Here is a 12956-nt window from a genome sequence, read left to right as displayed (position 1 = left end):
AAAGGTATTCTTAGTCAGTTACTTTTGTGTATTTCTTTTGCTTTTAATTGTTGTTTTACTGAAAACGATTAATTATCACAATTAGAATAAAAATTGTACGCTTTCAAGTTGGCGATATCAGTCACCTGTGAAGTATTGTGCAACTTAACACAAAAAAAGCCTAATTTTACTTGTTAATATTAGGTTACAGAGTGACTTCTAATTTTGTTTAAGCGATAATCAACATCTTTATCCTTTGGGTAAGATTCGAATTTTCATCGTCATGAAACTGGTTATTCGTAAACCTTTCATGGCAGTTTCATGACTGAACGATGTAGTGCTAACGATTAGAAATAGCCGCATCAAAAACAAGTAAAGAGAACTAAAACAACATGGCTATTAATTATATTCCGTTGGACAAAACAAAGCACAAAGATCTAAAAATCATTCCTCAACTAGATCTTAGCTTCGCAAAAGAGACGCATCTCGCAGCCGCAACTATTCGTGAGTTCGCGCATTTGGCATCAACAATGCCAGTAGTCTTCATTGAAGATCCGACTAACAAAAATATTCACACTGTCGCAATGCTTGGTGTTGATCAGAACGTTAACTTGTTTTGGTCAGAAGAAAGATGGCAGGGGCCACATGTACCATTGAATATACAGCGTTATCCTTTTGATATTCGTCCTGACGGCGACAAGTTGGGTGTATTCTTCGATGAAAACAGTCATCTAGTTGCGGATGAAGGTGAAGCTTTATTCACTGAAGACGGCGAACCGACTGATTTCTTAAAAAATCGTCAACAATTCCTAGCAGAATTAGCAAACAGTGAAATGCTGAACCAACGTTTCGTAAAACGCGTTGTGGAGCTTGACCTGCTAGAGAATATTCAAATTGGTATACAGTACCAAGATGGAACAGCTCGTAACGTTACAGGTATCATGAGCATCAATGAGAAGAAGCTTAATGAACTAGACGATACTGTTATTCTTGAATTACATAAAGCCGGTTTCTTAGGCGCGATGTATGCAGTGATGATGTCGTTGGCTCAATTGAACCGTTTAGTTGAATTATCGAACAAAGGCGACAAGCCGATCAAAACAGTTCAGATTAGACCGGTGCCGAAAGAAGACAAAGAAGCGAAAGAAGAAAAGAAAAGCTAAGTTAAGCGCTTAAAATATAAGCAGCTAAAAACTAACGTAAAAACCACCTTCGGGTGGTTTTTTTATATCTTAAATTTATGCAAAGCCTGTGTTTATGTACAGTTCAGGGTTGTAACTATTTACCAACTTTGATGCAAATGTGCTTGACAGTGGGGCATGATGGTACATAAACTGTCAAAAGTGGGTCAAAGTGGCGAAAAATGGTTTTTTTCGATAATGTGCAACCAGCTTAATAAAAATAATAAAAATATGAGCTACTAATAATAATAAAAGGCTAGGGGAATGTTCCGCGGCGCTAACGCAATTAATCTGGACAGCAAAGGTCGGCTAACGATACCTACAAGGTATCGTCAGTCGCTGTTGGATGATTGCCAGGGACAGCTGGTCTGCACTATCGATACGTCACAAAACTGTTTGCTACTTTACCCCCTCCCCGAATGGGAGGAAATTGAGCTTAAACTTAGTAAGCTTTCTAGTACTAATCCACAAGAACGTCGTCTTCAACGCCTGTTACTCGGCTATGCAATGGAAGGCGAAATGGACAAAAGCGGGCGTATATTACTCGCTCCTACACTTCGTCAACATGCCGCTCTCGACAAACAAATCATGCTTGTTGGCCAGCTCAATAAATTTGAGATTTGGGATGCGGACGTTTGGCAGAAACAAATTTCTGAAGACATCGAAACCGAAAAGCAAGGTCAATTTGAGCTTACTGAACGTCTTCAGGATTTCTCACTATGACAACCGACACGTTTGTTCATCGCGCAGTACTACTCAATGAATCAATCGCTGGCTTAAACATTAAGCCAGATGGCATTTATATTGATGCTACGTTCGGGCGCGGCGGTCATAGCGCTGCAATTCTCAAACAACTTTCAAGTAAAGGCAGGCTCATTGCATTGGATCGTGACGATACTGCAATTATGTCTGCTCAACGTTTTATCGACGACCCTAGATTCAGCATTCATCACGTCGCATTTTCAAACATTGAAGACGTGGTCAACGAACTTGAGCTGATGTGCAACATTGATGGTGTATTAATGGATATAGGGGTGTCGTCCCCACAGCTAGATGATGCCACTCGCGGCTTCAGCTTTCAAAAAGACGGTCCACTGGATATGCGTATGGACCGATCTAGCGGTATCAGTGCCGCCGATTGGTTAAATAAAGCCAGTCTTGAAGAAATCACCATGGTATTAAAAACCTATGGCGAAGAAAAATTTGGCAAGCGAATTGCCCATGCCGTTCTCGAACAAAGAGTCATTAAACCCTTAGAAACTACGTCTGAATTTGCTCAACTTATTGATAAAGCGGTGCCAGTAAAGGATAAATTTAAGCATCCAGCTACTCGAAGTTTCCAAGGCGTTAGGATTTTTATTAACGGTGAACTAGATCAATTGAACCAAGGCTTAGAAGGTGCGGTCAAAGTACTTAAGAGCGGCGGTAGATTAGCGGTCATCAGTTTTCATTCGCTTGAAGATAGAGTGGTAAAGCGCTTTATTAGAACAATGAGCAAGGGTAAAGATGTTCCTCATGGTATGCCAATAATGCAGCATGAGATTGATGCAGACAAGGTGGTGAAAGCCATCGGTAAAGCCGTTAAACCTTCCGCTGAAGAAATTGCGCAAAACGTGCGATCTCGCAGTTCAGTGCTTAGAGTGGCGGAAAAATTATGAACATGCCCAGTACCAACTTCAACTTGCTGTTGCTTATTACCTCTGATTTAGGTCGTAATTTGTTAAAGGTTATTTTGTTCATTGCTGTTATTGCAACCGCAATAGGTGTGGTATTGAGTGCCCATCACAATCGTCAATTGTCGATGCAGCATGAGTCTTTAATTCAAGAAAAAGATGAGTTAGATGTTGAGTGGCGTCACCTCATCATTGAACAAAGTGCCTTAACTGAGCATAACCGCATTGAGCAGCTAGTGAGTGAAAACCTAAATATGCGTCGTCCGGGTCCGGAAGACGAGGTATTGGTGCGAGGGAAACCGAATGGCAGGTAACGCGAATCGGCGTGTATCTGCTAAAAGAGCAACAAGCAAAGACCGCCAAGCCAAACAAAATACGTCTCCTATGCTCATGCAATGGCGTTTTCTCACGATCTTGTTTAGCGTGATATTAGTCTTTGTTTGTTTAGCCGCAAGAGCCGCTTTCATTCAGGTAATAGAGCCCGATCTATTAATCCAACAAGGCGATAATCGCACTATTCGAGTGCGTGATAATCCCAGCTACCGCGGTTTGATAACCGATAGACACGGCGAACAGCTCGCTGTAAGCGTACCTTCAAAAGCAATATGGGCCGATCCGAAAGTAGTCAACGCCTTTGATAGCGATACCGGTGAAACGCAGTCACTTGATACTCGCCGATTCCAAGCGCTGGCTGAAGTGTTAGGTCGAGATGTGCAAAGTCTTTATGACAAGGTCGATAATCCGAAGCGCCGATTTGTATATATTCAACGCCAAGTAACGCCAGCAATGGCTAATTTTGTTGAAGAGTTGGCTATCCCCGGTATCTATTTGCGTAATGAATCTAAACGGTATTATCCGACCGGAGAAGTTTCTTCGCATGTCATCGGCTTTACCAATGTCGATGACAAAGGTATTGAAGGCATTGAGAAACTGTATAACGACTGGTTAACAGGCACACCCGATAAACGTAAAATTCGTCGTGATGCAAAGGGCCGTCAAGTTGAAATTATTGAGCAGCACGCCGGTGAAAAAGCCGGTGATTTAATGCTGACTATTGATCAACGCATTCAAGCGCTCGCTTACCGCGAACTTAAAGAAGCGACACTTTACTTTAAAGCAGCGTCGGCATCAGTGGTGATTGTTGATGTGCATACGGGTGAAATTCTCGCGTTAGCGAATACGCCATCATATAACCCAAACGACCGTGCAACAGTATCAAATCACCGCTTACGCAACAGAGCGATAACGGATGCTTTTGAGCCCGGTTCATCACTAAAGCCAATTGCAGTACTAGCTGCATTGGAATATGGCACGGTTCAAAAAGACTCTATTGTTGACACATCACCCGGTTGGATGCGTTTGGGCGGCAGCCGAGTGGAGGACCCGCGCAACTATGGAAAAATTACTCTTACAGAAATTATTCAGAAATCTAGCAACATGGGCACCTCGAAGTTGGCGTTGTCAGTAGACAAAAACTTTCTCATGGATACCTATTATAATATGGGCTTAATGAGCGATACCGGCACCAACATGGTGGGAGAATCAAACGGGATTTTTCACGAGCGTAACCGTTGGTCTGAGCACGAGCTGTCATCGTTATCATTCGGCTACAATATTTCGGTCACGACGGCTCAGCTTGCCAGAATGTATGCAACTATCGCAAACGGCGGAGTAAAAGTACCGTTGTCGATTATTAAGTCGAACGAGCCAGCATTAGAATTACCAGAGCGCGTCGTTAGCCATGAAAATGCAATGGCTGTATTGGAAATGATGGAAAGCGTGACGCAGGAAGGTGGCTCTGGCACAAAAGCAAGAGTACCTGGTTATCGTGTTGCGGGTAAAACCGGAACGAGCAGAAAGGCGGTAGCTGGCGGATACGGAGAAGAATACGTTAATATTTTCGCGGGTATTGCCCCCGTTTCTGATCCACAGATAGCAGTGGTTGTGTTGATCAACGAACCAGGCGGCGACTTATATCACGCTGGCGACACAGCGGCACCTACGTTTTCAGCGATAGTGTCGGGTACGTTGCAAATGCTGAATGTGCCGCCTGACGACAACGCGAAGACCGCGAGTATCCACAGAGGGGGTCAGCATGACGTCCAATGAAGATAAGTTACATACTCGTTCAATCGCCTCAGTACTGGCGATTTTTGACATTTCAATTGCTGATACTGACATTGCAGATATTAAGATTGACAATATTGTATTGGACAGTCGCGAAGCGGATCAAGCTTCGATGTTTATTGCGCATCAAGGCACTCATGTTAATGGCAATAAATACATTCAAAATGCGCTCGATAATGGTGCCAAATTCATTCTCGTTAATACCGACAATACTGAAAAGCATGGTGAAAAGGAGAGCGTTGGGGAAGCACTCATCGTCCGTTTTTATGAACTAGAAAAACACATCGGTTCAATATGCAGTGCCTTCCATCAGTATGTTTCCAACAAACTACAGTGCGTTGCCATTACCGGCACTAACGGGAAAACATCGGTTGCCCACATTTGCGCTCAGCTGTCGGCAGCATGTGGTGAAGATGCTGGCACAATAGGCACTATGGGTGTTGCTTTTTATGCCAAAGGAAAAGCTGCCGTCAAAATTTCAGACACCATAAATACCACTCCAGATATTGCCTCAGTGCATTACTTAGCTCATTTAGTTGCACACCGGGGAGGAAAACGTCTTTGTATTGAAGCATCATCACATGGTCTGCATCAAAAAAGACTCAGCAGCTTTAAAACTGAGGTCGCAGCCTTTACCAATTTAACCCAAGATCACCTAGATTATCATCCTAGCTTAGCAGAGTATGCGCAGGCGAAACGTCTTTTACTTAAACAGGACGGCGTGCGATATGTCGTCTTAAATGCTGATGATAAAGAAAGTCACCATTGGATTGAAGAAGCGCCCCGGGACACTACTATTTGCCTTTGTGCGGTCGAGCAACCTTCATCAGAAGCATTGCTTCAGTTGTATGCGAAGCATCCTCAAAACTTTACTTACTGCATTGCGCTAAATCCTCGTTTTACGCCTAATGGAAGTGAGTTTGAACTTGAAACAAGTTGGGGGAATGCAGCCGTTTCTCTTCCTTTAATCGGTCAATTTAACATTGCTAATTTACTGACTGCACTGAGCGCGCTGCTTCTGCAAGGCGGTAGTTTTGAGCAACTAGTTAATGCCGTTTCTCACTTAGCCGGTGTACCGGGACGGATGGAAGTCTTCGAGTCGGCGAAGCATGGCAATATGATTGTCGATTATGCACATACTCCAGATGCGCTTAAACAGGCGCTATTGGCGGCGCGTCAGCATGTCATTGGACAGTTAATCGTGATCTTTGGCTGTGGTGGCGATCGCGATAACGCTAAACGCAGTCAAATGGGCAAAGTGGCTGAAGATTTGGCGGATAAAATAATTCTTACGCAAGACAACAGTCGCAGCGAACTGCCTGAAGATATCATTGCTGATATCCAGCAAGGTATAACAAAAAAGTCAAAACTAAGTATAGATTTAGAAAGAACCTCTGCAATCAAGCACGCTTATTTGAATAGTCATTCTGACGATTTGATTGTGGTTGCAGGAAAAGGCCATGAAGAATACCTCGAATTGAACTCAGTACGCGAATATTACAATGAGAGGGAATATGTTAAACAATTAACCATGGAGTTAAGAGGATGATTTCCGTTTCATTATCTTGGATTGCTGAAAAAGTAGAGGGAAGCCTCAATACAAAAAGCGTCGAAGAACTGCAAATTAAAGGCGTTAGCACGGATACGCGAACATTAGAGCCCGGTGATTTGTTCATCGCGCTGGTGGGTCCTAATCACGATGCTCACGAACACTTATTTAAAGCCCTCGAAAAAGGTGCCGCAGCGGTTATTGTTAACCGTCTTGTTGACTGTCCACTGCCGTTGATATTAGTTGACGATACCAAAATCGCTTTAGGTAAACTGGGTGCCGCCGTCAAGCAAGAAGTTAACCCTAAAACCGTTGGTATTACTGGCAGTAGTGGTAAAACAACAGTAAAAGAGATGGTGGCATCTATTTTGTCAGTGAAGGGTAAAGTACTTTTCACTAAGGGTAATTATAACAACGACATTGGTGTTCCCCTCACCTTATTGCGACTTGAAAAACAGCACGAATATGCCGTGATTGAAATGGGCGCAAACCATCTGGGTGAAATTGCCTATACCACTAATTTGGTTAAGCCTGACGTGGCGACTATTGTCAATGCAGCAGCATCACACCTTGAAGGCTTTGGTAGTTTGTTTGGTGTGGCTAGAGCTAAGAGTGAAATCTTCAAAGGGCTTGGTACAACAGGTACGGCAATACTCAATCGCGACAGCCAGTTTTATTCATTTTGGGAAGGTAAAACCTCGCATTTGAATTGTTTAACATTCTCTCCAGAGTCGGAAGACGGCGACTATCATGCTGAAGATATTGCTATGGGCATGGATGGCTGTGCTGAGTTTGAGTTAGTTTGTCCCGCTGGCAGAGCGGCAATACGGTTAAGTATTCCCGGCACGCATAACGTCGGTAACGCCTTGCTCGCAGCAGCAATGTCTATTTGCGTTGGCGCAAGTTTAGAAGAAGTGCAGCTCGGTTTATTCAATATGCGCGAAGTAGGCGGGCGATTAAATGTGAAGCAGTTGACCAACCAGGTTCGTCTTTTAGATGACACCTACAACGCAAACGTTGCGTCAGTAAATGCAGCCATTGATTTGTTGGCAACCTTTCCTGGTAACCGTGTTTTGGTGCTTGGCGACATGGCTGAACTGGGTGATAAGGCAAGCTATTATCACGAGCAAGTGGGTGAGTACGCCAAATCAAAAGGGATTACTTCAATATATTCAATCGGTGTTTTAAGTCACTACGCAAGCGAAGTTTTTAACGAAAATGGGTTTCACTTTGACAACAAAGAATCACTTGTTTCAATGCTAAATGAAAATTTATTTGGTGAGCAGAGAGACATCAGTATCTTAGTGAAAGGGTCGAGAAGTTCAAAAATGGAATTAGTTGCAAAAGCAATCGAGGAAAGCCCTGTGGGAAAGTTCGAAAGGCGTAGGGAGCGTATAGCATGTTAATTTGGCTAGCCGAGTGGCTATCAAAGTTCGATGCCGGATTTAACGTCGTACAATACTTAACCCTGCGTGCTATTTTGAGCACGTTAACCGCCTTGTTAATCGCTATTCTCATTGGTCCAAAGATGATCCGCTGGTTGCAAACGATGCAGATTGGACAAACTGTGCGTGATGATGGACCACAAAGTCACTTGTCAAAAGCAGGCACTCCCACAATGGGGGGCTTGCTTATTTTAGCTGCTATATTAATTAGCGTTCTTTTATGGGCAGACCTAACCAATAAATATGTTGTTGTAACGCTCGTTGTTATCGTCGCGTATGGCTTAGTGGGTTTTGTTGACGACTACCGAAAAGTAGTACGTAAAGATCCTAAAGGCTTAATTGCGCGCTGGAAGTATTTTTGGCAGTCGGTGATCGCTGTCGTCGTTTCAGCATTTTTGTACTACACGGCTAACCCTCAAATTGCTGCAGAAACTGCATTAATAGTTCCGTTTTTCAAAGAAGTGATGCCACAACTCGGTGTGTTTTACATGGTTATTGCCTACTTTGCTTTAGTTGGCACCAGTAACGCGGTGAACTTGACCGATGGGCTGGATGGATTAGCTATTGTTCCTATCATTTTAGTTGCGGGTGCATTTGCTATTTTCGCTTATGTCACCGGAAACATTAACTTTTCAGCCTATCTCAATATTCCGTTTATACCTATGACCAGCGAGTTGGTGATTGTGTGCACGGCAATCGTCGGCGCGGGCCTCGGATTTTTATGGTTCAACACTTATCCAGCCCAAGTTTTTATGGGCGACGTTGGTTCACTCTCTTTAGGCGCAACACTCGGATTATTAGCCATTTTAGTACGTCAAGAAATCGTGTTTATTGTCATGGGAGGCGTTTTCGTCGTTGAAGCACTTTCTGTGATACTGCAAGTTGGATCTTTTAAAATGCGGGGCAAACGTATTTTTAGAATGGCACCAATACATCATCACTACGAATTAAAAGGCTGGCCGGAACCTCGCGTGATTGTGCGGTTTTGGATTATTTCATTAATTTTAGTCCTGATTGGACTGGCAACTTTGAAGCTGAGATAAATGAATAGGGATTTGGCACATCAATCAATTGCCGTTATAGGCTATGGTATTACCGGGCGCGCATGTGTCCGGTTTTTGCTTTCTCAAGAGGCAAAAGTATGTGTGCTTGACCGCGATATAAATATTCAAGCTAAGGTCGACGAAGAGCTGATTGACGAGAAAAATGTTAGTGCCGCTGTTTTTGAGCCTTCAATGTCCTTATCTGAATTTTCAATTGTGGTTGTCAGCCCTGGCGTTAATCCGCATCAGCCTTGCTTTCAACAATATCGTCAACAAGGCGGTACTCTCATCGGTGACATCGAACTATTCGCTTGGTTTAATAAAACACCGTTAATTGGCATTACAGGTTCAAATGGTAAAACTACGGTAACAGACATGTTGGGCAAAGTGCTTACCCATGCAGGTTTACAGGTTGAACTGGCAGGAAACTATGGCAAATGCGCAATTGACCTATTGTTAGAAGAAGCGAGCAGAGTAAAACCACTAGATATCGTGGTGTTGGAACTATCAAGCTATCAGTTAGAAATGACTGAATCACTGCGGCTTGAATTTGCGACTATTCTGAATATTACTGAAGATCATTTAGATCGTCACGGTAGTTTTGATGCATACAAATTAGCTAAACAACGCATTTTCAGTATGAGCAAAAATATAATTGCATGTCGAGATGAGGTGCTTAGTTATCCTGAAAGTCATGTTGGAAACAACACCGTCAACAGCGACCAAGAAACTCGGCAAAAAACAAAGCGAATATGCGCTGAAGTTGGTTTAAAAAGCACAGACACAGGTTATTCAATTAGCAAAGATCAAAAAACATCTGAGCCTTTTGTTCAATTTAACGGTGTAAGCTTGTTTATGCTGTCTGACCTGCAGCTAAAAGGTGCTCATAATTATATTAACGCCATGATCGTGCTCGCTATATGCGATCAACTGATGCTCGATAGAAAGCTAACTATTGAAGCCATTTGTGCTTATCAAGGTTTGCCGCATCGTTTTCAAACTATCCATGCGTCGAACAAAATTGATGGCGATAAAGTGTCAAACATTTCGTGGATCAATGATTCGAAGGCAACGAACGTTGGCGCCTGCCAAGCTGCTTTAGCCTGCTTTAAAAATTCTGATGATTATCTCGTGCTTATTGCCGGCGGCGACGCAAAGGGTGTTGACTTATTGCCACTGAAAGAATTGATCGATACTCAAGTTAAACACCTCATCGTATTGGGCAAAGATGCGCAAAAGTTCATCCAGCTTGTACCTAAAGCCATTCGCGTTCGTGATCTTCAGCAAGCCGTATCAACAGCAATTTCGCTGTTGCAAAAAGCGGATTATGAAAACGCCGTCGTTCTGCTTTCCCCAGCATGCGCGAGCCTTGATATGTTTAGCAACTATCAAGAAAGAGGCGATGTTTTTGTGAATGCAGTGAAAGAGCAGGTGGCATAATGGCGAATACCAATATGCAAGCGAGCACTAGATTGTCTGCCCTTTTTGCTGCAAGGCATGAAAGCTTAGCTGATAGCGATATTAATCAAAATCGTCCGTACGATCTTGTTTTGGTGTTAATCGCATTAACATTGTTTGCTATTGGTTTTGTGATTGTCACCTCGGCCTCAATGCCGATTGCTGAGAGGCTGCATGGCAATCCATTTTACTTCGCTATTCGCCACGCCATCTATATTGGTATTGCAATCATCGCTGCTATGATCGTACTGAATCTGCCGATGAACTTCTGGCGGGTTGCCAACCCGTATCTACTTTTATTCGCCATCGTTTTATTAGTTGCCGTGCTTATCATTGGCCGCACCGTGAATGGCAGCACACGATGGATTGTCATTGGTCCAATTACGATACAGGCCGCTGAACCCGCTAAGCTGTTTTTCTTTTGTTATTTAGCTGGCTACTTGGTGAGAAGATACGAAGAAATTACTGAAAATTTTAAGGGATTTGTTAAGCCATTAGCCGTCTTTTTCTTACTCGCAGTGCTATTGCTGAATCAACCAGATTTGGGCACGGTTATTGTTATGTTTGCCACTACCATCGGTTTATTGTTTTTGGCTGGTGCTAAATTATGGCAGTTCTTTGGTCTAGTTTTTACCGGCGTTTTAGCGGTTGTTGCTCTCATACTTTTTGAACCCTACAGAGTTAAACGTGTGACTGCATTTCTCGATCCTTGGGCCGATCCATTTGGTTCTGGTTATCAGTTGACTCAGTCATTAATGGCTTACGGTCGAGGTTCTTGGTTTGGTCAAGGTTTAGGGAATAGCCTGCAAAAACTCGAGTTTTTGCCCGAAGCCCATACCGACTTTATCATGGCAATATTGGCCGAAGAGCTCGGTTACATCGGCGTGTTAGTCGTGTTGATATTGATCCTTTCCATGGTTGCCATCGCGCTTCGTATTGGCAATCGGGCGATGGCGCAAGAACGTCCTTTCGATGGGTTTTTAGCTTACGGTATTGGAATCTGGTTCAGTTTCCAAACTGCCGTTAATGTAGGGGCAAGTACAGGTATCTTACCAACTAAAGGTTTAACCTTGCCGCTTGTCAGTTACGGCGGTTCTTCACTCATTGTAATGTCAGTTGCGGTTGCCATTTTGTTGCGCATCGACTTCGAATTAAGAGTTGATGGTGTGCAGGCACTCAAGCGTGGCGGTAGCAAAAGAACGAATAAGAAAGGCAGCAGCAGAAAGGCGGAACAAAAAAAATCTCAGGTTACCGAAGAGGCTGCTGATAATGTCTAAGGTTACCGATATTCAAGGAAACTCAGCGTCAAAGCAAAAAAAGCAGTATAGCCATGGTGATGTGTTGAAGAAATCCAATCCTTCACGTAAGCCATTGCTAGTTGTTATGGCAGGTGGAACAGGCGGACATGTTTTCCCTGGCTTAGCAGTCGCACACGAAATGACAAAACAAGGTTGGCGAATAGAGTGGTTTGGTACCGCGGATAAAATGGAAGCTGACGTTGTTCCTAAACATGGCTTTCCCATTCATTTTTTGGATGTAAAAGGCGTTCGGGGGAAAGGCCTTGCAGCGAAGATTTTCTCTCCGTTTATGCTGATTTCAGCAGTTTGGCAAGCCAGAAAAATGCTTAAAACTTTGCAGCCAAATGCAGTGCTAGGTATGGGTGGTTTCGCAAGTGGTCCCGGCGGCATTGCAGCTTGGACATTAGGTATTCCGATTGTTATACATGAACAAAATGCTGTATTTGGCATGACCAATAAATGGTTGGCTAAAGTTGCAAAACGGGTGCTGTGTGGTTTCAACGTGCAGGCATCTGCCAATGCGAGTCGGTCACCGAGCAATGTCGAGTTTGTAGGTAACCCAGTAAGAGCGGAGTTTTTTCACGCAGCTAAAACGCAGCACGCTGACAACGCTTATCGCTTTCTCATTGTAGGTGGCAGTTTAGGCGCGCTGGCGTTAAATCAACAAATCCCTAAAGTGGTCACGCAACTTCGTCAAAAATATACCATAAGTGTTGTGCATCAAGCGGGCAAGGGCAAATCAGAGCCGGTCAAAGCGCAATACACGCAGCCAGACGATAGCGTAATTGAATTCATCGATGACATTCCTGCTGAATTTGCTAAGGCTGACATAGTGATATGTCGCGCCGGCGCGTTGACAGTTGCTGAAGTTGCGGCCACTGAAAGTTGCGCTATTTTTGTGCCTTTACCAATTGCAGTCGACGATCATCAAACTTACAATGCGAGATCATTGAGTGACAACGATGCCGCAATACTCATTCAGCAAGACAAACTTGCGGAAAACTTGTATTCGCAGTTAGATGCCTTGTTGTCAAATCCAGATAAGATAAAAGAGATGGGGCGCAAAGCGAGAGCGCTTTGTATTCAAGACGCCACACTCAAAGTAGCCTCTGCTATTATGCAGGAAGGTTTAAGGGACACATTGTGAGTATTGAAAATAATTCACCAGCAGGCGCGGTTGAGCGACCTAGTAAAAAAGCTATT

11 protein-coding genes are annotated in these 12956 nt (G+C 43.6%); all 11 read left to right on the top strand.

Annotation, left to right across the window (positions count from 1 at the left end; all coding sequences use genetic code 11):
• Positions 1 to 371: 371 nt before the first annotated feature.
• The 11 genes from GNIT_RS12865 to murG all read left to right on the top strand — a co-directional run bounded on the left by GNIT_RS12865 (position 372) and on the right by murG (position 12900).
• Positions 372 to 1142 carry a SapC family protein gene (locus GNIT_RS12865; protein ID WP_014109676.1) on the top strand — a complete coding sequence of 257 codons (771 nt, stop codon included), beginning with the start codon at positions 372 to 374 and terminating at the stop codon, positions 1140 to 1142.
• A gap of 282 nt (positions 1143 to 1424) precedes the next feature.
• Positions 1425 to 1883 carry a division/cell wall cluster transcriptional repressor MraZ gene (gene mraZ, locus GNIT_RS12860; RefSeq protein ID WP_041246427.1) on the top strand — a complete coding sequence of 153 codons (459 nt, stop codon included), beginning with the start codon at positions 1425 to 1427 and terminating at the stop codon, positions 1881 to 1883.
• Positions 1880 to 2818, top strand: a complete 939-nt coding sequence (gene rsmH, locus GNIT_RS12855; protein WP_014109674.1) for a 16S rRNA (cytosine(1402)-N(4))-methyltransferase RsmH — start codon at positions 1880 to 1882, stop codon at positions 2816 to 2818. The genes mraZ and rsmH overlap by 4 nt, the downstream gene beginning before the upstream one ends.
• A complete protein-coding gene (ftsL, locus tag GNIT_RS12850) occupies positions 2815 to 3147 on the top strand; it encodes a cell division protein FtsL (protein WP_014109673.1) in 333 nt (110 codons plus the stop codon). The genes rsmH and ftsL overlap by 4 nt, the downstream gene beginning before the upstream one ends.
• Positions 3137 to 4942 (top strand): peptidoglycan glycosyltransferase FtsI, encoded by a 1806-nt coding sequence (locus GNIT_RS12845; protein ID WP_014109672.1) that lies wholly within the window; start codon positions 3137 to 3139, stop codon positions 4940 to 4942. Before ftsL ends, GNIT_RS12845 begins: the two co-directional genes overlap by 11 nt.
• The gene (locus GNIT_RS12840; protein ID WP_014109671.1) at positions 4929 to 6509 is read left to right on the top strand and encodes a UDP-N-acetylmuramoyl-L-alanyl-D-glutamate--2,6-diaminopimelate ligase; all 1581 of its coding nucleotides are present in this window, start codon (positions 4929 to 4931) and stop codon (positions 6507 to 6509) included. Before GNIT_RS12845 ends, GNIT_RS12840 begins: the two co-directional genes overlap by 14 nt.
• Positions 6506 to 7915 carry a UDP-N-acetylmuramoyl-tripeptide--D-alanyl-D-alanine ligase gene (locus GNIT_RS12835; protein WP_014109670.1) on the top strand — a complete coding sequence of 470 codons (1410 nt, stop codon included), beginning with the start codon at positions 6506 to 6508 and terminating at the stop codon, positions 7913 to 7915. The genes GNIT_RS12840 and GNIT_RS12835 overlap by 4 nt, the downstream gene beginning before the upstream one ends.
• Positions 7909 to 8997, top strand: a complete 1089-nt coding sequence (gene mraY / locus GNIT_RS12830) for a phospho-N-acetylmuramoyl-pentapeptide-transferase (protein WP_014109669.1) — start codon at positions 7909 to 7911, stop codon at positions 8995 to 8997. The genes GNIT_RS12835 and mraY overlap by 7 nt, the downstream gene beginning before the upstream one ends.
• Positions 8998 to 10437 (top strand): UDP-N-acetylmuramoyl-L-alanine--D-glutamate ligase, encoded by a 1440-nt coding sequence (gene murD, locus GNIT_RS12825; RefSeq protein WP_014109668.1) that lies wholly within the window; start codon positions 8998 to 9000, stop codon positions 10435 to 10437.
• Complete coding sequence (ftsW, locus tag GNIT_RS12820; protein ID WP_014109667.1) at positions 10437 to 11732, top strand: cell division protein FtsW; 1296 nt, start codon at positions 10437 to 10439, stop codon at positions 11730 to 11732. Before murD ends, ftsW begins: the two co-directional genes overlap by 1 nt.
• Positions 11725 to 12900 (top strand): undecaprenyldiphospho-muramoylpentapeptide beta-N-acetylglucosaminyltransferase, encoded by a 1176-nt coding sequence (gene murG / locus GNIT_RS12815; RefSeq protein WP_014109666.1) that lies wholly within the window; start codon positions 11725 to 11727, stop codon positions 12898 to 12900. The genes ftsW and murG overlap by 8 nt, the downstream gene beginning before the upstream one ends.
• Positions 12901 to 12956 lie beyond the last annotated feature (56 nt).

The organism is Glaciecola nitratireducens FR1064, from assembly GCF_000226565.1.
Lineage (GTDB): Bacteria > Pseudomonadota > Gammaproteobacteria > Enterobacterales > Alteromonadaceae > Glaciecola > Glaciecola nitratireducens.
The sequence above is the reverse complement of the archived record's forward strand: the minus strand, read 5'-3'. Positions and strand labels throughout refer to the sequence as shown.

Excerpts from the sequence above, each read along its gene's own strand:
- GNIT_RS12865 (WP_014109676.1), top strand. The coding sequence starts at position 372 with ATGGCTATTAATTATATTCCGTTGGACAAAACAAAGCACAAAGATCTA.
- mraZ (WP_041246427.1), top strand. The coding sequence starts at position 1,425 with ATGTTCCGCGGCGCTAACGCAATTAATCTGGACAGCAAAGGTCGGCTA.
- rsmH (WP_014109674.1), top strand. The coding sequence starts at position 1,880 with ATGACAACCGACACGTTTGTTCATCGCGCAGTACTACTCAATGAATCA.
- ftsL (WP_014109673.1), top strand. The coding sequence starts at position 2,815 with ATGAACATGCCCAGTACCAACTTCAACTTGCTGTTGCTTATTACCTCT.
- GNIT_RS12845 (WP_014109672.1), top strand. The coding sequence starts at position 3,137 with ATGGCAGGTAACGCGAATCGGCGTGTATCTGCTAAAAGAGCAACAAGC.
- GNIT_RS12840 (WP_014109671.1), top strand. The coding sequence starts at position 4,929 with ATGACGTCCAATGAAGATAAGTTACATACTCGTTCAATCGCCTCAGTA.
- GNIT_RS12835 (WP_014109670.1), top strand. The coding sequence starts at position 6,506 with ATGATTTCCGTTTCATTATCTTGGATTGCTGAAAAAGTAGAGGGAAGC.
- mraY (WP_014109669.1), top strand. The coding sequence starts at position 7,909 with ATGTTAATTTGGCTAGCCGAGTGGCTATCAAAGTTCGATGCCGGATTT.
- murD (WP_014109668.1), top strand. The coding sequence starts at position 8,998 with ATGAATAGGGATTTGGCACATCAATCAATTGCCGTTATAGGCTATGGT.
- ftsW (WP_014109667.1), top strand. The coding sequence starts at position 10,437 with ATGGCGAATACCAATATGCAAGCGAGCACTAGATTGTCTGCCCTTTTT.
- murG (WP_014109666.1), top strand. The coding sequence starts at position 11,725 with ATGTCTAAGGTTACCGATATTCAAGGAAACTCAGCGTCAAAGCAAAAA.